The sequence below is a fragment of the Gluconobacter sp. Dm-73 genome (genome assembly GCF_018256215.1).
Lineage (GTDB): Bacteria > Pseudomonadota > Alphaproteobacteria > Acetobacterales > Acetobacteraceae > Gluconobacter > Gluconobacter cadivus.
On record NZ_JAERLW010000001.1, the window covers coordinates 192250 to 212503 of the forward strand.

Sequence of the window (20254 nt, forward strand, 5' to 3'; positions counted from 1 at the left end):
ATTGAGTGAACTGCTGGCGTCCTGATGCGTCTGTTTGAAGACAGGGCGCAAGTCGTCACACAGGAATGCAGGAAACTCCATGACTGAGAAAAGCACTCTTTTCATCAATGGCAGCTGGGTCTCACCGAAAGGCGGTGAATGGATCACGGTTGAAAATCCGGCCACGAAAGCAGTGATTGGCGAAGTCGCCAAAGGCGGAGAAGCGGATGTGGATGTCGCTGTCTCGGCTGCCAAAGCGGCGTTTGTCGGCTGGAGCCAGCGTACGGCGACCGAACGGGCTGACTACATTCATGTCTTGAAGGATCTGGTAAAGCGGGATCGCGAAAAGCTGGCCGCTCTCATTACCGCAGAAATGGGCAAACCGCTGAAGGAGGCCCGCATTGAGGTCGATTTTGCGATTGGTCTGCTGCGGTTCGCGGCGGAGAATGTGCTGCGCCTTCAGGGCGAAATCATTCCGGGAAGCTCGCCGAACGAGAAAATCCTGATCGATCGCGTGCCGCTGGGCGTTATCGGGGCCATTACGGCCTGGAATTTTCCGCTGGCACTCTGTGCAAGAAAGATCGGCCCCGCTGTGGCGGCGGGAAACACCATCGTTCTCAAACCGCATGAACTGACGCCGCTGACCTGCCTGCATCTGGCGAAGCTGGTCAGGGAAGCCAAGATTCCTCATGGCGTCATCAACATCGTGACGGGAGATGGCAAGGATGTCGGTGTACCGCTGGTGGCGCATAAAGACATCCGGCTCATTACGATGACGGGCTCGACCCCGGCAGGCAAGAAGATCATGGCGGCCGCCTCTGAAACACTGAAGGAAGTCCGCCTCGAACTTGGCGGCAAAGCACCGTTCATGGTGATGGAAGACGCCGATCTGGATAAGGCTGCGGATGCTGCCGTGGCCGCACGATTTGGCAATGGCGGTCAGGTTTGCACGTCCAACGAGCGTACCTATATCCATGAAGCCATCTACGATCGGTTTGTTCAGAAAATTCGCGAGAAGATCGAGGCGCTGAAGGTCGGACTGCCAACGGACCCGGACACGGATATGGGCCCGAAAGTCAGCGAGGACGAACTCAACAAGGTCCATGCCATGGTCGAAAATGCCATCAGGCAGGGTGCGCGTCTGGCCATGGGCGGCAAACGCCTGAGAGGGGGCGTCTATGATCAGGGATATTTCTATGCCCCGACGCTGCTGACCGATGTCACACAGGACATGGACGTCGTTCATAACGAGGTGTTCGGACCGGTCATGTCGCTGATCCGGGTGAAGGACTTCGATCAGGCCATCGCCTGGGCCAATGACTGCCGTTATGGCCTGTCAGCCTATCTCTTCACCAACGATCTGAGCCGGGTCCTTCGCATGACCCGCGAGCTTGAATTTGGCGAGGTCTATGTGAACCGTCCGGGCGGTGAGGCACCGCAGGGCTTCCATCATGGCTATAAGGAGAGTGGTCTGGGAGGCGAAGACGGGCAGCACGGCATGGAAGCCTATGTCCAGACCAAGACCATTTACCTTAACGCATGAACGCATTGGCGGGGTGCCACACGACGGTAGCCCGCTTTTTTCCTGAAGGAGGGGATCGGCATCATGGTAAAAGTCGCTGTACTGGCCACGGATGGCCTTGAGGAAATCGAACTGACCGCATCCCGGGCCGCTCTGGAAAATGCCGGGGCGACTGTCATGATCATTTCTCTCAAGGGCGGGGAATTTCAGGCCGTTAATAACGGTATTTATCCCTCGCATGGCATCCGGGCCGATCTGGCGATCGCTGATGCCAAGGCAGGAGATTACGATGCCCTGTTTCTTCCGGGTGGTCCGGTTTCGTCAGATGCGCTGCGTCTGAACAGAGACGTGGTGGCGTTTGCCAAGGCGTTCGTGAAAGCGAACAAGCCGATTGCAGCCATCTGCCATGGTGTGCAGACGCTGATTGAGGTGAATGAGCTTAAAGGACGAACCGTCACATCCTGGCCAGCCATTCGCCGTGATCTGGAGAATTCAGGGGCGATCTGGGTGGACAATGCGGTTGTCGTTGACGGGCCTTATGTCTTTTCCCGCTGCCCCGCCGATATCCCGGCTTTTAACAAGGCCATGCTCCGGCACTTCAGGCTCAGTTGATATCTCATGAAAACTACAAAAAAGGAGGCTCCCGGAAAGAGAGCCTCCTTTTTTGTGGTGGTGATCTGACTGGTGTCAGATCGTGCCATCGACGGCTTTGCGCCCCAGAGCGGGATCGTCGGTGAAGAAGCCGTCGATGCCCATGTCCAGATAGCGGCGTAGTTCCGCGATCATGCCCTCGGGGTTGCGGGCGGCGTCGCCTGCAGCGTTGCGAAGCTGCGCGGGAAGGAAATGGTTTTCCGGCCGTGCCGTGTAGGAATGGACCAGAAGTCCGGCCTGATGGGCATCCGTAACGAGGCTGGATGGCTCCATCCAGGCGCCCTTGCTATCACGCGGGATCAGGTCCGTGTTGGACGGCCCGATCACGTCGGCATAGCGCCGGACCTCCTTGAGGCCCTCAGGCGTCATGAGATCGCCGAAAGTCGTGGTCTTGCCTGCTGCCAGCTGGTCTGGCGGTACGTCCTTGCGTTCACCCATCAGCAGCATCAGCCGTGCCTGCGGGTTGATGGACAGGACATCAGCGCGGATGCGCCCGAGGTTGCCGGTTTCGAAGGACTGGAGTTCCAGCGGGGCCTGTCGGGTATAGTCGTGGGCAGCGATGGTCTGGAGAAACGCGGCTTCGGGATTGAGCCCGAGGCTGTTGAAATAGGTGGAATGCTTGATTTCCGGCACCAGACCGAAAACCTTCCCCGTCGCCGCCGACTGGGCTGCGACCTGTTCGATGACTTCTTCGAAGGTCGGAATTTCGAAGTGATCGTCGTAGCGCGTATTATGGACGCGGATTGTGGAGAGGCGTTCACGGGCGCGGAGGGTCTTGAGTTCGGCGAGTGTAAAGTCCGTGGTGAACCAGCCGGTCTCGACCCGTCCGTCGATCTTGAGGGATCGGTGGCGGGAGGCGAATTCCGGGCGTTCCGAAACATCCGTCGTCCCGACAATATTGCTTTCATGGCGGACGACCAGATGGCCGTCGCGCGTCATGACAAGATCCGGCTCGATGAAATCCGCGCCATCCATCATGGCGCGGGCATAGGAGGCCAGTGTGTGTTCGGGACGCAGGGCCGAAGCCCCGCGATGGGCGAACACGAGCGGCTTCGGCGCCAGTGAGGGGGCGGCTTTCGCCCGCAGGTGCAGGGCGGGAAGCCCTGCCGCGAGCAGGCCGAGGCTCTGGCGACGTGTCAGCATAAGGCAGTGTTCCTTACAGGGCGGCGCTCAGGCTCAGGAAGAACATGCGCGGCGCGATGGGATAGGCCGAGAACTGACCCGCGGTCTGGGTCGCGTTGATCGTGGACCATCCCTTTGTGTTTGTCAGGTTGGTAATGTTGCCCTGAACCTTCAGGGAGGCCAGATGCGGGATATTGTGGAACGTATAACCCGCATTCAGGTTGAACTGCGCGTAGGGTGCGGCCCACATATCGTTGGTATAGGTCGCATAACGCTTGCCGATCACGTCGCCAGTGAACTGGCCGTAGGCATTGCCCCAGTTGGTGGTGAAGACGAACTTTTCCGACCAGTCCGGCATGCCCACAACGTTCTTCCCAGCCGTGTGGATGATGCTCGAACCCGTGCTGTAGTTATCGTTATAGGTGGACTTGTTGTAGGACAGCGCGTTGTACAGCGAGAAATGCGGACCGAAATGGGTGGTGAAGGAGAAATCCATACCATCCGTTGTGACCGAACCCACGTTGGCAAGCGTGGTTGCCGAACCAATGATGGACGACAGGGTCTGCGTCGTTGCCACGGCCAGAAGGCGGTTCGAGAAGTGAACGTGATAGTATTCGACCTGACCTTCGATCGCTGTCAGCGGACCAAGGTGGATCTGGCGGTGCTCACGCAGACCGGTTTCGTAGGTCCATGAGGTTTCCGGCTTGCCGTTCTTCTTGAACTCTTCGAAAGCGGCCTGGCTGGTCGCGCCCCACGGGGTGGCATTGCCATAGCCCGCATCCTGGAAGGAGCGCATGTTCTCCTGAATGTTGGCGAACCACTGTTCATGCTTCGTGATGTCCCATACCGCGCCGAAAGCGGGGAGGAACGGCTTGGCAGCGTCGATTTCGCCGCCCGGTGCCGTCACGGCATAGGACGGGGAGAGCGAACCCGGCTTCGCGGCCACGGGGAGCGTGCCGTTGGTATAGACCAGCTCCGACTTGAAGCCCGCCATCAGCGAGAAGTTCTTCGAAATCTGCCAGTTATCCTGCAGATGCGTGACGAACGTGTTGGTGTAGAAATTGTTGGTGTACTGGTCGATCAGGGCGTTCTGCTGGCGCTCGTAAGGCGTGGTCGGGTTGTTGGCGTTCAGCGGATACCAGCGACGGGCCTGCGTGTTGTTGTTGCGCTCATACCAGCCGCCAAGTTCGATCGAGTGCTTGCCGAGATGGTAGCGCAGCGTGGACATCAGACCACCGCGATTGTCCCAGTATTCGGTTGTACGGGTTGCATAGCCAGAGCCACCGAAGACGGTATTCAGATCCTGCCCCGGATAATAGGCGGCGAACAGCGTCGGCAGACCGGCGGCCGAGATCGGACCGGCAACGACACCTTCACCCAGATCATGGTGATAATAGATGCTGTTGTCCCAGTGCAGGTTTTCGCTGAAGTCATGCGTCCACTTGGAATAGGCCAGGAAGTCTTCGCGCTGGGCCGCAGAGTAGTAATTGCGATAGTTCAGACCGACCGCATTGGCGTTGGCCTTGGCGTAATTGAAATTGGGATAAGTGAACGGACGGACATAGAGACCGTAACCCTGCGGCAGCGTGATACTGTCTTCATTGGGTTCGACCTTCTGGGACCAGTCGAAGAATGTCGAGAAATGGTCATGTTCGCTGTTGTGGACGAACTTCGCGTTGACCTGATAGCCGCCCTGATGACCGGCAAAATCCCAGGCACGGGCGTCCTGACGGACGAAAGAGACATAAGCCGAGTTGCCGTTGCCGAACTCACCCGTATCGAGGCGGGCGAAGGTACGGAACGTGGACCAGCTTCCGAAAACCTGTTCAATCTGCGCGCCGCGCTTGTGAAGCGGGTCCTGCGTCGTGAACTGGAGCGTACCGCCGAGATTGGACGTCGACGCCGTACCAAGCGCACCCGCACCGGATGACACTGAGGCCGATCCGACGTTCTCGCTGATGACTGCGCGCTGCGGGGAGAGGCCGTTGTAGTTGCCGTAAGCCTGATCACCGAGCGGAATGCCGTCGAGCGTGTAGCCAAGCTGGTTCTGGTTGAAGCCGTGAACGTAGAGCGAGGAGTTCTGCTCGTTGTTGCCCCAGGGATCGGCATTGTTGAACACGACGCCCGGCAGCATCTCAAGCGCCTTGACCGGGTTGATGCCCGGAAGAATGCGCTGGATCTGCACATGGCTCAGCCCCTGTTCGGACCGGGTGCGGCGTGCCGTGATGACAAGCTGTTCCGTACCACCAGCGACGGCATCCACCTTGGCCTTGTGCTTGGCGTTGCTTTTCGCAGCATGTTTGGCTGGCGTGGCTTTTCTGGTTTCGGTCGCAGCGGCACTGGCAGAGTGCGGAAGAGCGGCAGCCAGCGCAAATGGCGAGCAGAAAACGGTCAGGAGCAGGCGGGAACGCAGCAGGTTGCGCGGCATCGAAGATCTTTCCGGAGCAAGAAGGGTTCGGACGCGGCGGACCCTAATCTTTCCGTAAAGAACTGCGTGTGAAGCTCCTGTGAACGTCCGATGACAGAATTATGACAGTCAGTCCGACAGTCAGGCTGTCTGCCAGCCCAGCCCGACGATCGCCACCCGCCGCCCCAGCGGCGTATCCTGAAGAACGATGACTTCCCGCTCTTCCAGATAGTTGAGCTGACGGCGCGCGCGGCCCAAAGAATGCGTCCCATAGGCGCGGGCCAGTGCATCATCGTCCGGGCAGGTTTCCGCATCCAGCGCTGTCCGGGCCAGCAGCAGAAAAACCCCCTGCACGTCTTCCGGCAGGGTCGCGGCAACTGTCTGGGCCTGCTTCCACTCCTCGCTGTCGGAGCGCTCCCGGTCCATCCCTGCGCGGATCGTGGCCAGCATCCGGTTGAAAGATCCCAGTTCCAGCACGTTGCGCGACAGGCCCTGAATGCGCGCCCGAAGCTGGAAGTCCTGATACAACGTCGCCAATGGTTTGTAGTCCGAACCTTCTCCGGCCACGACTTCAGCGACCAGCGACCACAACTGATCGGGATCAGCCTCGACGCTCACGGCTGCGGGGGCGGGTTCCTCGGCCTCGCGCTCGGCACCATAGGCATCGAGTTGAGCGAGCAGATCCGGCGGAGGAGGGCGGGTTTCCCGACGCGCGCGGGGCGTAAACTCATGAACGGGTTCGAGAATGATGTCCCGCAGGTCTTCGGCTGAAACAGGCTCAAGCGGCACGAGAACCGGACCGGTGGCGTGGCTTGCGGTCGTCACGGGGCCGATGGCCACGAGTTTTGGCCGTCGGCTCAGGGCCGGGCCGAGCGCCATGAACTGACCACGTGCCAGATCGCGGAAGGATTCCGCCGCCCGGCGTTCCATGCCCAGAAGGTCGGCTGCGCGCGCCATATCAATATCAAGAAAGGTTCGGCCCATCAGGAAGTTGGACGCTTCTGCCGCAACGTTTTTCGCCAGCTTCGCCAGACGCTGGGTGGCGATCACGCCTGCCAGACCGCGCTTTCGGCCACGGCACATGAGGTTCGTCATGGCGCCCAGCGACAGGCGGCGTGCTTCGTCCGATGTGTCGCCGCTGGCCACGGGTGCGAAAAGCTGGGCTTCGTCCACCACGACGAGGGCCGGATACCAATGCGCGCGCGGGGCTTCGAACATGCCGTTGAGGAACGCGCCAGCCGCCCGAAGCTGCATTTCGGCTTCGACCTGTTCGAGGTTCAGCACCACGGAGGCCCGATGGGCCCGCACGCGCTCCCCAGCGGCGCGGAGACTGGCTTCGGACTGGTCTTCGACGTCGATCACCAGATGACCGTAATGGTCGGCGAGAGTGACGAAATCGCCTTCCGGATCAATCATTACCTGCTGGACGAGAGTTGCCGTCTGCTCCAGCAGGCGCCGCAGAAGATGCGATTTCCCCGAGCCGGAATTGCCCTGGACCAGCAGGCGCGTGGCCAAGAGTTCCGGCAGATCAATGCAGGTGTCGGAGCCGTCGCGGCCCTGTCCGAGAACGATGGATGTCATGGCGTCAGGCGATAGCCGAACTGGACGATTCTAGCCACCCAAGGACGCCATTTGCCGCTGCATAAGCGGTGGAAAAACACCCTTGAAGCAGATAGCCGCCCGTCGGCGCTTCCCAGTCCAGCATTTCTCCGGCCACAAAAACGCCGGGGCGGGATATCAGCATGAAGCGTGCATGCACGGCGTCCTGCCGCACGCCGCCTGCGGTCGAAATGGCGCGATCCAGCGCGTCCATGCCGATCAGCGGCAGGGGGAGAGCCTTGAGGGTCTGGGCAAGCTGAAGCGGGGTGGGGTTTTTGGGTGTCGCAAGCCTAAGAAGTTCGCGGGAGGGCGCATCGAGGGCCAGTGCCTTGCGCAGACGGTTGGTCTGGCTTTCGCGTTCGCGCTGAGCCAGCAGGCGTTTCAGAACGTCCTCGGCCGAAAGTGCCGGGCGCAGATCGAGCGTGAGAACTGCTCGCCCGTCGCGCTGGATCGCGTCCCGCAATGCGGCCGAAAGGGCATAAAGTGCTGACCCTTCAAGCCCTCGGGTGGTGATGGTCAGGTCGCCTCGGCTCTGTTGTTCGTCAAAAGACAGGCCGACCGAATGCAGGATACTGCCGTCATACCGTGCTGCGAAACCGGCTGGCCAGTCCGGCACGAAGCCGCAGTTTGCGGGGGCGAAAGGCGCGGTGTCCTCCGGCAGAAGCTCTGCCCAGAGACCGTCCGATCCCAGACGGGACCAGCTTGCGCCGCCCATTGTCAGGAGGGTCGCATCGGCGTGAATCGAAATCCGGCCGTCAGGAGTATCGAAAACAAGGTCCGACCCCGCCCAGCCGACGAAACGATGCCGGGTCCGGATCGCTACGCCCTGCTGCGCCAAACGCTCAAGCCATGCCCTCAAAAGCGGAGAGGCTTTCATGGTTTTGGGAAATATCCGCCCCGAAGAGCCGGAAAAACAGGGCTGCCCGAGGCCTTCCGCCCATTGCTTCAGCGCCTCTGGCGGAAAGGCGCGAATAGTGGGTTCGAGCCAGTCCTGCGCGGTGCCATAACGCTTTAGAAAGCTGTCCAGCGGTTCCGAATGCGTCAGGTTCAGCCCGCTGCGCCCGGCCATGAGCAGCTTGCGCCCCACGCTCGGCATCCGGTCGAAGATCTGCACCCTGCATCCTCGCGCAGACAGGATTTCGGCTGCGAACAGCCCTGCCGGGCCGGCTCCGATGATGGCAATGGATGGGCCGATGGACGGGGAGGGGGACGCAGCAGTCATAGGCGCCTGATTGCCATGTGCGGCGGGGTTTGTCAGGTTCCGCACGACTGGTTCTGGCCGGAAAGGACACACAGATGCAGGTTTTTGAGACAATCGCGGCGTTTCGGACCGCACGGAAAGCCTATGCGACGCTCGGCTTCGTTCCGACGATGGGCTTCCTGCACGAAGGCCATCTGAGCCTCGTCCGCAGGGCCAAAGCCGAAAATGGGGCAGTGGCCGTCAGCATTTTCGTCAACCCGACGCAGTTCGGGCCGACCGAAGACTACGCCTCCTATCCGCGCGATCCAGACCGGGATCTGGCGCTTCTGAAAGATGCCGGAGCCGAGCTTGTGTTTCTGCCAACGCCGGACGTGCTTTATCCGAAGGGTTTTGCAACCCGCATTGAAGTCGGCGGCGTTGCGGACGAACTCGAAGGCCAGTCCCGCCCCGGACATTTCTCTGGTGTAGCAACGGTCGTGACGAAGCTGTTCAACATCGTTCAGCCACAACGGGCCTATTTCGGACAGAAGGATGCCCAACAATGCGCGGTCGTTCGGCGTTTCGTAGCGGATCTGGATATCCCGGTCGAAATCATGGTCTGTGACATCGCGCGCGAAGACGACGGTCTCGCGCGGTCCAGCCGCAATGTGCGTCTGACGCCCGAAAACCGAGAGAAAGCTCCGGCGCTGTATCATGCCTTGCAGGAAGCCGCGCGGCTGTTCCGCAGCGGCGAACGCAATACGGACGTTCTAGAGGGCGCCTTGCGGGTTAGCCTGATAAAAGCCGGCTTGCCGGACATCGACTATGCCACGGTGGTGAATCCGGACACTTTCCGCCGCGAAGGTCCCTGTTCCGAAAACGCACTGGCGCTTCTGGCTGTGCAGGCAGGGGTGGTCCGGCTGATCGACAATATGCCGCTTTGAGATCCACCTCCTTCGTGCGGTATAAGCATGAACTGCTGACGGACGGAGGATTTCAGACATGCAGAAAACCATCATGCGCCGGGTGGCTCAGGGGCAGGGACGCGAGCCTGCCGATCTGGTTATCCGCAATGTCCGGCTGTTCGATCTGGTTACGGGGGATCTTGTTCCCACCGATATCGCCATCTGTGGCGACCGGATCGTCGGCACTTATGGTGACTATGACGGTGTGCAGACGATTGACGGTGCAGGCCGGATCGCCGTGCCGGGCTTCATCGACACGCATCTGCATGTTGAATCCTCGCTGGTCACGCCGTTCGAGTTCGACCGCTGTGTTCTGCCGCATGGCGTAACGACCGCTATCTGCGATCCGCACGAAATGGCCAATGTGCTGGGCCGCGCTGCATTCGATTATTTTCTGGCGGCCGCCGAGCGGACCATCATGGACTTGCGGGTCAATCTCTCAAGCTGCGTGCCGGCAACGTCCATGGAGACATCAGGAGCAGTCCTAAATGTCGATGATCTGCTGCCTTATCGGAGCCATCCGAAAGTGATCGGTCTGGCCGAATTCATGAATATCCCGGGCGTTCTGAACGGCGATCCGGGCTGCATGGACAAGCTCGCGGCCTTTGCGGACGGCCATATCGACGGCCATGCGCCTCTCATGCGCGGCAAGGCCCTCAACGGCTATCTGTCAGCCGGAATTTCGACCGATCACGAGGCTACAGCAGCCGAAGAAGCGCTGGAGAAAGTGCGGAAAGGTATGACCGTCCTGATCCGCGAAGGCTCTGTCTGCAAGGACCTCGAAGCGCTGGTCCCGCTGCTGAACGTCGCCACATCACCGTTCTTTGCGTTTTGCACGGATGACCGCAATCCGCTTGAAATTGCCCATGAAGGCCATTTGGATTTTCTCATTCGTCGGGCGATCGAACTGGGCGTGGAGCCTCTGGCTGCATACCGCGCGGCTTCGCTCTCGGCCGCAACCGCCTTTGGCCTGAAAGATCGCGGTCAGATCGCGCCCGGCAAACGCGCGGATATCGTCCTGCTTGACGATCTGGAACGCTGTCAGGTGTCGGATGTCATTTCCGCCGGGCGTCTGGTGAACGATGCGCTGTTTGCAGAGCGCGAAATCGTAGCGCCCGTTGGGTTGGACAGCGTGCAACTGCCAAACCCGGTGAGCGCGCGGGATATGCGGATTGAAGGCAGCAGCACAGATCGTCCGGTCATGGGGATCATTCCGGGACAGATCATTACCGAATTCCTGCGTCTGGATCTTCCGGAAGACGATGGTGCCGTTCTGCCTGACCCCGCGCAGGATATCGCAAAGGTCTGCGTCGTGGCGCGGCACGGGCATAACGACAATATCGGGCGCGGTTTTGTCCGCGGCTTCGGCCTCGGACGCGGAGCACTGGCATCCTCAGTCGGACACGACAGCCATAATATCTGTGTCGTCGGAACCAGCGACGCCGATATGGCCTGCGCGGTGAACCATCTGGAAAAGACCGGCGGTGGTTTCGTGGCCGTCCGTGATGGACAGGTGGTGGCGGAACTGCGTCTTCCCGTTGCAGGGCTGATGAGCGATGCCCCCTATGAACAGGTGCGCGATGATCTGATCGTGTTGCGACAGGCCGCGAAAGAGATGGGCGTGGTCCTGGAAGAGCCGTTCCTGCAACTGGCGTTCCTGCCGCTCCCTGTCATTCCTCATCTCAAGATTACGGATTTCGGAATGATCGACGTTCGGACCATGAGTCTGGTCTGACATTTTGGCTGCCTTCGTGGCAGCCATAAATACTATGTCTGCAATTCAGTGTTTTGGAAATTATTTCTATACACCGTAGCAAAGAGTCTCGGAGAGCATGTTGAGAAAAATATTAACTAAACAGTTATAAAATAATATGGCATCCTCAATAGAAAGTCTGACGCTGTTGTGACGAGAGAGGATCCTGTTTTGGGCCAAAAAACTGCAATTATCTTTGTTGCGGATAGAAATTTTCTGGTGCCCAGCATCCTCGCGATGCTTCAGATCAGTCGCCAGAAAGATACGATGAGTGTCGCGGATCTATTCCTGTTCACGACAGATCTTGATGATACGGATTTCCGCACGATCACCGATCTCGTCACATCTCACGGAATTACGACGATCAGTCTTGATCTTGATAAAGTATTGAGTGAACAGGAAACGCTCTCGTTCAGAAAAACACATATTTCCATTTCAGCTCTGGGCCGTTTCTTTACCGGATCTTACATAGATTCCAAATATGAAAACATCCTCTATATTGATGGAGATGTTCAGGTTGTTGGATCAATTTTTGATTTGGCAAATGCTGATATTCCGGATGACAAGATACTCGGTGTCATTGACCGACAGTTCCTTAAAGCAAAGGAGCGTGATAAATCCGGAGAAAAAACACGCGAATACCTCAAAAAGCTTGGAATCCTGCATGAGGTAGATTATTTTAACTCAGGTGTCTTGGCCGCAAAGCGTGAAACGTGGATCAATCTCTGTAAAGAAGCATTCGATTATTTTATAAAACATTCCGAAGATTGCATGTTTCACGATCAGAGTGCTTTGAACGCTGTCTGCGTCGGCAGAAGACTGCCCATGTCACCCAAATATAATTTCACGACAATGTTCGCCGAAAACAACCTCCTGAACATTGTTAAGCCGTCGATCATTCATTTTACAGGTGCTGAAAAGCCATGGTTTTCAAATGCGCGTCCGTGGCAAGGACGTTTCATGGCATCCTATGCTGAACTTTTAAAACAGTTCCCACAGTTGGAGGCTTTCTATTCGCTCAGAGAATATTTTCATTCGTCAGGACAGTCCGGTCTGAACAAAATAGACCGTCACGCGAACAGAATGTGGCTTCTGACCCGAATCCTGACGCCTTGGCGTGTTATCCTGCGACGCCGCAAACTCCTGAACTATCTAGAAACAACGCGATTTTTTATCTGAAGGTCGCTTTGAGGGCCGGGGTGGGCAATAACGTCTTGGCTCCCCTTCCAGCAGGAATTGAGGTTAACCAAAAACCCTGAGCATCTCAAAATCTGGGGAGCATGGTGGACCTGACGCGATTCGAACGCGTGACCTTTGCCTTCGGAGGGCAACGCTCTATCCAGCTGAGCTACAGGTCCATGTGGGTTCAGATAACTGCTTCGGCGGAAGATTGCCAGCCCTCTTTTTTAAAGTTCTGTTGTTCAGACCTGTGATCGGGTGGTGATCATGGAAAACTCTGTGTCTGGGCCGTGGCCTGCCATGCGGCAGCGGCGATATCACCGCCGGAGGGCAGAAAATGCTCCGGTTCGGTCAGCCATGACACGGCATCCTGTGCAGCCCCTCTGCGATCACGGCTGAGAAGATGATGCGCGCCCGACAGTTCGTCCAGTCGAGTACCAGCAGGCAATCTGCGAAGAAGTCGTGCCGTGAAGGGCGGCAGGACGAACTGGTCCCGGCCTCCAAAAATGATGAGCAGCGGGGTCCGTGTTTTTGGAGCCGCTTCGTAGGCGCTGTGCATTAACAATGTCAGGCCATAAAGCGGATGAATCGTCGAACTATGCAGGGTGAGGGGATCGAAATACATCCGGCGCAGCGCCTGAATATTGTCACTGGCGACGCGATGACCCGGCACTGCCGAGCCGTCCAGTTTCCAGTGTGGGGCAAGAAAATCCATCCCGCCAAGAACTGCTTCCCAAGGTTGGCCGATATTCAGGGCCGCTGGGGCAAGCAGAATTGTACTGCTGATTTGCGGCGTGTCGGTGGTCGCCAGCAGGAGGGCGATGGCACCCCCCATGCTTTCTCCCATGACGTGAATCGGGACGTGCGGATAACGGGCGTGCAGCCAGAGCACCTGCTCGCGGGCGTCCTGCACCAGTCTCGCCGTACTGCTCCATCCGCCACGGTTCGGGGTCTGTCCGAAGCCGCGGATGTCCGGGGCGGCGAGTGTAAAGCCTGCGGAGGTGAAGGTTGGCGCCGCGAATTCCCAGGCGTCCCGGCTGTCGCCATATCCGTGCAGTGCGAGGATGATGCCACGTGGCTCTGATGTGGTGGCGGGATAAAGACGCAGCGGAACACGGGCGCCGTCCGACATGTCGAGCATCAGTGTTGGGGGGATCAGGGCCGTTTCCCGCGTCGTCGGATGCAGGTCGGGCATATGCGGCGTTGTGCACGCCTGTAACGCCAGAAGGCCAATCAGCCCGTAGGAAAGACGTGTGAGGCGGTTTGAAACGGAAAGGAATGGGCCTATCATCGCGCGGATTTTAGAACGTCCGCTCCTTCGGGGCGAGAAGGGAGACATTCGTGCCGTTAGAAAAACCTGATCTGGAAAAGCCTGATTCGGGAAAGCCCCATCTGGTCCTGATCGACGGATCTGGTTTCATCTTCCGCGCCTTCCACGCCCTGCCGCCGATGAGCAGCCCGCAGGGTGTTCCGGTCAATGCGGTCTATGGCTTTACGAACATGCTGACGCGTCTGCTGCGGGATCATGTGGGCACGCATCTGGCCGTGATTTTCGACGCTGGCCGCTTGACGTTCCGTAACGAGATTTATCCGCAATACAAGGCGCACCGTCCGGAAGCCCCGGAAGATCTGCGCCCGCAGTTCGGTCTGATCCGTGATGCCACGGCTGCCTTCAACGTGCCGTCGATCGAGCTTGAGGGCTGGGAGGCGGATGACCTGCTTGCCGCCTATGCCAAGGCGGTCGTGGAGGAGGGCGGGTGCTGCACCATCATCTCGTCTGACAAGGACCTGATGCAGCTTGTGCGTCCCGGCGTTGAGCTGATGGATCCGATGAAGCAGAAGCCGATCCGTGAGGCCGAGGTCGAAGCCAAGTTCGGCGTGCGCCCCGATCAGGTCGTGGATGTGCAGGCGCTGATGGGAGACTCGACGGACAACGTGCCGGGTGTTCCCGGGATTGGTCCGAAGGGTGCGGCACAACTCGTCAACGAATACGGCACGCTGGAGCAGATCCTTGCTGCCGCGCCGGGCATGAAGGCGTCCAAGCGGCGCGACAATCTGATCGAACATGCCGAGGCCGCGCGCATGTCCCGCAAGCTGGTGCTGCTGGACGACAATGCCCCGATGCCGCAGCCGATCAGCGAGCTGGGATGCCGCGAGCCGGTTCGCGAAACGCTGCGGGACTGGCTGGAGGAGATGGGTTTCCATTCCACGATCCAGCGTATGGGGCTGGGTCTGGCCGCCAAGCCGCGTCCGTTCACGCGCCAGATCGTTCGGCCCGAAGACAAGGCTTCTGAACGGGAAGACGCTGCGGCCGTCACGATCCCTGACGCGCCTTATGGACCTTACGAAACCGTCACGGATCTGGAGACGCTGGATCGCTGGATCGCGGATGCGCGAACCGCAGGTGTGGTGGCTGTCGATACCGAAACGGACAGTCTCAATGCGCGTCAGGCCAATATGGTCGGGCTGTCATTGTCAGTTGCGCCGGGGAAGGCCTGTTATGTGCCGTTCCTGCACGAGACCGTCCGCGACCTTCTGGAAGAAGATTCGACCGGAGAAGCGGCCTTCCGCCAGCTGGACCGTACCGAGGCGCTGGAGCTTCTGAAGCCTCTGTTGGAGGATGCGTCTGTTCTCAAGGTATTTCAGAACGCGAAATACGATCTGACTGTCTTTCGTGGCGCTGGCATTCCCGAAATCACGCCGATCGACGATACGATGCTGATTTCCTACGCCCAGTCCGCAGGTGAGCACGGGCAGGGGATGGACGAGCTTTCCGAACTGCATCTGGGGCATACGCCCGTCACTTATGACTCCGTGACGGGAACGGGCCGCAAGCGTATTCCGTTTGCACAGGTCGCGATCGAGGCAGCGACGGCCTATGCTGCCGAGGATGCGGACGTGACGCTGCGTCTGTGGCAGGTGCTGCGCCCGCAGTTGCGGACCCGTCAGGCACTGGCGCTGTATGAAGAAATTGAACGGCCCCTGATCCAGATCCTGACGGATATGGAAGATGTCGGCATCAAGGTGGACGCCACCGAACTACGCCGCATGTCCGTAGATTTCGCCGAGCGCATGGGGACGATCGAGCAGGACATCCACGAACAGGTCGGGCGGAGCTTCAATGTCGGCTCTCCCAAACAGCTTGGCGAGATTCTCTTTGATGAAATGGGCCTGCCCGGCGGCAAACGGACGAAAAGTGGAAGCTGGGGCACGGATTCCGGCGTTCTGGAGGCGCTGGCCGAGCAGGGACATGACCTACCACGGAAAATTCTGGACTGGCGTCAATTGGCCAAGCTGAAATCGACCTATGCCGATGCGCTGGTCCAGCAGATGGATCAGGACACGCAGCGCGTACATACGTCCTTCCAGATGGCCATCACCACGACGGGCCGTCTGTCTTCCAACGAGCCGAACCTTCAGAATATCCCTATCCGCACCGAAGAAGGCGCGCGCATCCGCAAGGCATTCGTCGCCGCTCCCGGCTGTGTTCTGCTCTCGGCGGATTACAGCCAGATCGAACTGCGCCTTCTGGCTCATGTCGCACAGATCGAGCCGCTACTTGAGGCGTTCCGTCTGGGACAGGATATTCACGCCCGCACGGCGTCCGAAGTGTTCGGTATCCCGCTTGAGGGCATGGACCCGCTGACCCGTCGCCGGGCCAAGGCCATCAATTTCGGCATTATCTACGGCATTTCGGCCTTCGGTCTGGCGCAGCAGCTCCAGATTTCGCCGGGCGAGGCACGGTCTTATATCGACGCCTATTTCGCCCGCTATCCCGGCATCCGCGCCTATATGGAGCGGACCAAGGAAGAGGCGAAAAAGCACGGCTATGTCATGACGCCGTTCGGGCGCCGCTGCTATGTGCCGGGCATTGCGGAGAAAAACGGTGCCCGTCGCGCCTATGCGGAACGTCAGGCCATCAACGCCCCACTTCAGGGCGGTGCAGCAGATATCATCAAGCGCGCCATGGTCCATCTGGCGCGACGCCTGCCCGAAACGGGGCTGAAGGCGAAAATGGTCCTTCAGGTGCACGATGAACTACTCTTCGAAGTCGAGGAGCAGGACGCAAGGGCACTGGCGGCGTTCGTCCGCACGGAAATGGAAGGGGCCGCCACACTCGACGTGGCCCTTGAAGTCGAAACCGGTATCGGCCCAAGCTGGGCTGACGCACATTAAAGACAGGAAGGTCATGCAGACCAATCAAGAACGCCGCAAGAAGGTCGGCAATCGCATCATCTGGGGCGTTCTCGCCGTGGCGGCGGTTCTGGGATATGTCGGCTTCCATCTGGCGTCCAATGGTGGGCCGGGCCTGCTGGTCCAGTCCAACGGCAATGAAGTCGGCGGCAGTTTCCGTCTGGACTCGCTGGGCGAAAGCACCGTCACCGAAGGCGATTTCCATAATACCTGGATGCTGGTCTGGTTCTTCGACGCCAACTGCCCCGAAGATAAGTGTCAGCCGGTCCTAAAGAGCATGGAGCAGGCTCTGGTGGCGCTCCGCAAAGACGGCATCCGTGTCTCGCCACTTGCGGTGTCCCTCAATCCGTTCGACGAGGCCGACCCGCTTCGGGAATACGTTCTGCCCGTCGCCCCCCATGTCATGCCTTTCACCGGCACCCCGAACATGATCAAGGCCATGACGGAAGAATATCATGCGCCGCTCCAGAAAGATGGGGACCACTTCGTGCCGGCTCCGCAGATCGTCATCATGGACCCGAACGCCCGTTATGCCGGAACCATCCCGGCAGATGGCAACGCGGATGCGCTGATCGCGCGTCTGCGCGAGCTTGCGAAGCGCTGAATGATACGGCGGGGGGCTACGCTTCTTGCGGCTGGTCTGTTTCTGGGGCTGGGGGCTTTTCAGGCCCGTGCACAGGACGAGACCCCGCCGGACTGGAACGGCATCACGCTCGGCAGCCCCCATCGTGGCGGCACACTACATCTGACGGCTGATGGTCCGGGCGGTACGCTGGACCCGCAGATCAATTACGGCACGCAGTACATGCAGGTGTTCCTCAACATGTACGATCCGCTCCTGACGTTTCGTCTGGCGCGCGGAACGGCGGGCCTGGAGGTGGTGCCGGACCTTGCCGATGCCATGCCGGTCATCAGCCCCGATGGCCTGACATGGCGCCTGCATCTCCGCTCCGGCCTGCATTTTTCCGACGGATCTCCCGTGCGCGTGGAAGACGTGGTGGCGTCTTTCCGCCGGATCTATCGTGCCGGAGGCCCGACAGCGGGATCTTTCTATGGCGGTATCGAGGGGGCTGCGAACTGTCTGGCAAAACCCGACCGCTGCACGCTTCCCGGCGTCGAAGGACATCCGGAGACTGGCGAAATCGTCTTTCATCTGACGAAACCGGATGGCGAATTTCTCTACAAACTGGCCTTCCCCCATGCGGTGATTCTGCCCGTCACAACTCCCGCTCATGATATGGGCGGCACAACAATTCCCGGCACCGGACCATATCGCATCACGCAGTACGATCCCGGACACGGCATGGTTCTGGAGCGCAATCCGTATTTCCACGTCTGGAATCCGCAGGCCCAGACGGACGGATTTGTGGATCGTATTGAATATGATTTCGGTCTTTCGGACGAAGCACAGGTCACGGCGGTCGAACAGGGCCGGTATGACTGGATGCTCGACGCCAAGCCGGGAGACCGCCTGGGCGAACTCGGCGCGCAATACACGGCGCAGGTCCATATCGAGCCGCTGCTGGGTCTGTATTATCTGGCGATGAACACGCACGAAAAACCCTTCACCGATGTGCGGGTGCGTCAGGCCGTCAGCATGGCTGTCAACCGCCATGCCATGACGATCCTGTTCGGGGGCAGCGCGATCTCCGTTCCCCTGTGTCAGATGGTGCCGCACGGCATTCCCGGCGCGGATCTGGGGCTGGACTGCCCGCAGGATGTGGAACGCGCACGCCGCCTGATTCGTGAAGCAGGGGCGGAGGGGGCTTCGGTGACACTGGTTGTTCCCAACCGTGCCATGGAACTCGGGATGGGCACCTATCTGCGTAATGCTCTACAAGCCGTGGGGCTGAACGCGCAGCTTCGCCCTATCACGGCAGGCCTTGCAGAGTCCTACGAACAGAATACCGCCAATCACGTCCAGATCGCGCTGTCTTACTGGTTCGCGGACTATCCCTCCGCTTCAACCTTCCTTGATGACCTGTTCGGCTGCGATAATTACCACCCGAACTCAGCCATCTCTCCGAATTTTACCGGCTTCTGTGACCAGCACATCCAGTCTTTGTTCGATCAGGCAAAAATCCAGACAGACCCGTCAAAAGCTGCTCCGATCTGGCAGGACGCCGGCCATGCCATCATGCAGCAGATGCCCGGTGCTCCGATGATCCAGATGAAAACGGTCGATTTCGTCTCAAAACGACTGGGGAATTACTATTCGACCCTCCTGAACCACATGCTGTTTTCGCATGTCTGGGTGCAGTGAGGGATCGATTTTCAAAGGCCTTCTAACGCATCCTGCGGCCGCCCGGCTGGAAGCCGATGAAAAGGATATTGGGACAGGGAAGGGGCAGACCGTAGAGAATGCGAGAACCGAGCGCCTGCTGACCCATTTCAGGTGCGAGCTTTGAGTAAATGGCGTCGGTTTCGCAATAGATCTTCTGGATCAGCTTATGGGTTACAGCCCGATATCGTTGCGGAAAATCTTGTCGTCCCACTGGATTGCGGATGCCCCTTCATAGGCCAGCTTGCGGGCGTCTTCCGGGGTTGCGGCCTTCGCGCAGACCGTCAGGACACGGCCGCCATCCGCAACCAGAACGCCATCCGCCAGCTTCGTCCCAGCATGGAAAACCGAAACGCCCGGAACGGCTTCTGCGCGCTCGATTCCGCTGATCCGACCACCCTTTTTCGGGGCATCCGGATAGCCGTTGGCGGCCAGAACCAGAGAGATCGAATGCTCGTCCGAGAACTCGGCGGCGGCATGTTCCAGATTGCCCTGCGCCAATGCGGCAAGAACTGGCAGCAGGTCTGATTGCAGGCGGATCAGCAGGGCCTGTGCTTCGGGGTCGCCAAAACGGACGTTATATTCGATCAGCTTCGGGCCTTCGGTCGTCAGCATCAGCCCGGCAAAGATCACCCCCCGGAATGGCGTACCACGACGGACCATCTCGGCCAGCATCGGACGCACCATGATGTCGAGCGCTTTTTCCTGCATCTCGCGCCCGAAAGCGGGGGGAGGGGAAATTGCTCCCATGCCGCCAGTATTCGGGCCGGTATCACCATCGCCGAGGCGTTTGTGATCGCGGGCGGCACCGATCAGAACAGCTTTGTCGTCCGAGCAGAATGCGAAAAGCGAGACTTCCTCGCCCACCAGACATTCCTCGATCACGAGAGGCATGCCGAGCGTGCGGATGGCGTTTTCAGCCTCGTCCACGCTCTGTGCCACGACGACGCCCTTGCCACCGGCCAGACCGTCCGCCTTGATGACGATAGGCGCGCCCCGACGACGCACGAATTCGATGGCCGGAGCCTCGTCTTCAAAGCGCTCCCAGCGCGCGGTCGGAATGCCGGCCGCATCGGCCACGTCCTTCGTGAACGCCTTGCTACCCTCCAGCAGGGCCGCAGCTTTCGTCGGACCGGCGCACGGAATGCCCGCTTCGGCACAGGCGTCTGCCAGTCCGGCCACCAGAGGCGCTTCGGGGCCGGGGACGATCAGGTCGATCTTCTGTTCCTGCGCGAACCGGACCAGCCCCGGAACGTCATCGGCTTTCAGCGGAACGAGCGTTGCAACGGACGCCATTCCGGGATTGCCCGGAGCCGCATAAAGAGCGGTCAGGCTCGGCGAGCGCGCAAGACATGTAGCCAGGGCATGTTCACGCCCTCCGGACCCGACCAGCAAAACGCGCATTCCGCTTATCCTTTATTC

14 protein-coding genes and 1 tRNA gene are annotated in these 20254 nt (G+C 59.5%); 8 read left to right on the forward strand and 7 right to left on the reverse strand.

Annotated elements, in window-relative coordinates:
- The first annotated feature begins 79 nt into the window (after window positions 1–79).
- On the forward strand, window positions 80–1522 hold the full coding sequence (gene aldA, locus JK176_RS00940) for an aldehyde dehydrogenase (protein WP_211585955.1): 1443 nt from the start codon (window positions 80–82) through the stop codon (window positions 1520–1522).
- A gap of 63 nt (window positions 1523–1585) precedes the next feature.
- Window positions 1586–2113 (forward strand): type 1 glutamine amidotransferase domain-containing protein, encoded by a 528-nt coding sequence (locus JK176_RS00945; RefSeq protein ID WP_194261925.1) that lies wholly within the window; start codon window positions 1586–1588, stop codon window positions 2111–2113.
- Between the two features lie 75 nt (window positions 2114–2188).
- On the opposite strand, the gene JK176_RS00950 is transcribed toward JK176_RS00945, so the two are convergent.
- From JK176_RS00950 to JK176_RS00965, 4 genes are all read right to left on the reverse strand, one after another.
- Window positions 2189–3295, reverse strand: a complete 1107-nt coding sequence (locus JK176_RS00950; protein WP_211585956.1) for a glycerophosphodiester phosphodiesterase family protein — start codon at window positions 3293–3295, stop codon at window positions 2189–2191.
- 13 nt (window positions 3296–3308) lie between these two features.
- Complete coding sequence (locus JK176_RS00955) at window positions 3309–5702, reverse strand: TonB-dependent receptor (protein ID WP_211585958.1); 2394 nt, start codon at window positions 5700–5702, stop codon at window positions 3309–3311.
- A gap of 120 nt (window positions 5703–5822) precedes the next feature.
- Complete coding sequence (locus JK176_RS00960; RefSeq protein ID WP_194261928.1) at window positions 5823–7262, reverse strand: ATP-binding protein; 1440 nt, start codon at window positions 7260–7262, stop codon at window positions 5823–5825.
- A 4-nt stretch (window positions 7263–7266) separates the two neighbouring features.
- On the reverse strand, window positions 7267–8502 hold the full coding sequence (locus tag JK176_RS00965) for a TIGR03862 family flavoprotein (protein WP_211585960.1): 1236 nt from the start codon (window positions 8500–8502) through the stop codon (window positions 7267–7269).
- 74 nt (window positions 8503–8576) lie between these two features.
- Between JK176_RS00965 and panC the strand changes: the two genes are divergently transcribed.
- The 3 genes from panC (at window position 8577) to JK176_RS00980 (ending at window position 12357) form a co-directional block, all read left to right on the forward strand.
- Window positions 8577–9404 carry a pantoate--beta-alanine ligase gene (gene panC / locus JK176_RS00970; protein WP_211585962.1) on the forward strand — a complete coding sequence of 276 codons (828 nt, stop codon included), beginning with the start codon at window positions 8577–8579 and terminating at the stop codon, window positions 9402–9404.
- Between the two features lie 58 nt (window positions 9405–9462).
- Window positions 9463–11160: an adenine deaminase gene (gene ade / locus JK176_RS00975; protein ID WP_211585963.1), complete on the forward strand. Its 1698-nt coding sequence runs from the start codon at window positions 9463–9465 to the stop codon at window positions 11158–11160.
- 168 nt (window positions 11161–11328) lie between these two features.
- The gene (locus JK176_RS00980) at window positions 11329–12357 is read left to right on the forward strand and encodes a glycosyltransferase (RefSeq protein WP_211585964.1); all 1029 of its coding nucleotides are present in this window, start codon (window positions 11329–11331) and stop codon (window positions 12355–12357) included.
- 102 nt (window positions 12358–12459) lie between these two features.
- On the opposite strand, the gene JK176_RS00985 is transcribed toward JK176_RS00980, so the two are convergent.
- Window positions 12460–12536 (reverse strand) — tRNA-Arg (locus tag JK176_RS00985).
- Between the two features lie 86 nt (window positions 12537–12622).
- On the reverse strand, window positions 12623–13648 hold the full coding sequence (locus JK176_RS00990; protein WP_211585965.1) for an alpha/beta hydrolase: 1026 nt from the start codon (window positions 13646–13648) through the stop codon (window positions 12623–12625).
- Window positions 13649–13698: 50 nt separating this feature from the next.
- Here JK176_RS00990 and polA point away from each other — a divergent pair, with 50 nt between their 5' ends.
- Genes polA through JK176_RS01005 form a run of 3 tightly spaced genes read left to right on the forward strand, consistent with a single transcriptional unit; the run spans window position 13699 to window position 18814 of the window.
- Complete coding sequence (polA, locus tag JK176_RS00995) at window positions 13699–16533, forward strand: DNA polymerase I (protein ID WP_211585966.1); 2835 nt, start codon at window positions 13699–13701, stop codon at window positions 16531–16533.
- A 13-nt stretch (window positions 16534–16546) separates the two neighbouring features.
- Window positions 16547–17155, forward strand: coding sequence for an SCO family protein (locus JK176_RS01000; protein WP_211585967.1), 609 nt, complete (start codon window positions 16547–16549; stop codon window positions 17153–17155).
- Window positions 17156–18814: an ABC transporter substrate-binding protein gene (locus JK176_RS01005; RefSeq protein ID WP_249194085.1), complete on the forward strand. Its 1659-nt coding sequence runs from the start codon at window positions 17156–17158 to the stop codon at window positions 18812–18814.
- 192 nt (window positions 18815–19006) lie between these two features.
- Here JK176_RS01005 and purD read toward each other — a convergent pair whose 3' ends face one another.
- Window positions 19007–20236, reverse strand: a complete 1230-nt coding sequence (gene purD / locus JK176_RS01010) for a phosphoribosylamine--glycine ligase (RefSeq protein ID WP_211585968.1) — start codon at window positions 20234–20236, stop codon at window positions 19007–19009.
- Window positions 20237–20254: the final 18 nt, after the last annotated feature.

Coding starts and splice junctions, on each gene's coding strand:
- aldA (WP_211585955.1), top strand. CDS start 80: ATGACTGAGAAAAGCACTCTTTTCATCAATGGCAGCTGGGTCTCACCG.
- JK176_RS00945 (WP_194261925.1), top strand. CDS start 1,586: ATGGTAAAAGTCGCTGTACTGGCCACGGATGGCCTTGAGGAAATCGAA.
- JK176_RS00950 (WP_211585956.1), bottom strand. CDS start 3,295: ATGCTGACACGTCGCCAGAGCCTCGGCCTGCTCGCGGCAGGGCTTCCC.
- JK176_RS00955 (WP_211585958.1), bottom strand. CDS start 5,702: ATGCCGCGCAACCTGCTGCGTTCCCGCCTGCTCCTGACCGTTTTCTGC.
- JK176_RS00960 (WP_194261928.1), bottom strand. CDS start 7,262: ATGACATCCATCGTTCTCGGACAGGGCCGCGACGGCTCCGACACCTGC.
- JK176_RS00965 (WP_211585960.1), bottom strand. CDS start 8,502: ATGACTGCTGCGTCCCCCTCCCCGTCCATCGGCCCATCCATTGCCATC.
- panC (WP_211585962.1), top strand. CDS start 8,577: ATGCAGGTTTTTGAGACAATCGCGGCGTTTCGGACCGCACGGAAAGCC.
- ade (WP_211585963.1), top strand. CDS start 9,463: ATGCAGAAAACCATCATGCGCCGGGTGGCTCAGGGGCAGGGACGCGAG.
- JK176_RS00990 (WP_211585965.1), bottom strand. CDS start 13,648: ATGATAGGCCCATTCCTTTCCGTTTCAAACCGCCTCACACGTCTTTCC.
- JK176_RS01000 (WP_211585967.1), top strand. CDS start 16,547: ATGCAGACCAATCAAGAACGCCGCAAGAAGGTCGGCAATCGCATCATC.
- JK176_RS01005 (WP_249194085.1), top strand. CDS start 17,156: ATGATACGGCGGGGGGCTACGCTTCTTGCGGCTGGTCTGTTTCTGGGG.
- purD (WP_211585968.1), bottom strand. CDS start 20,236: ATGCGCGTTTTGCTGGTCGGGTCCGGAGGGCGTGAACATGCCCTGGCT.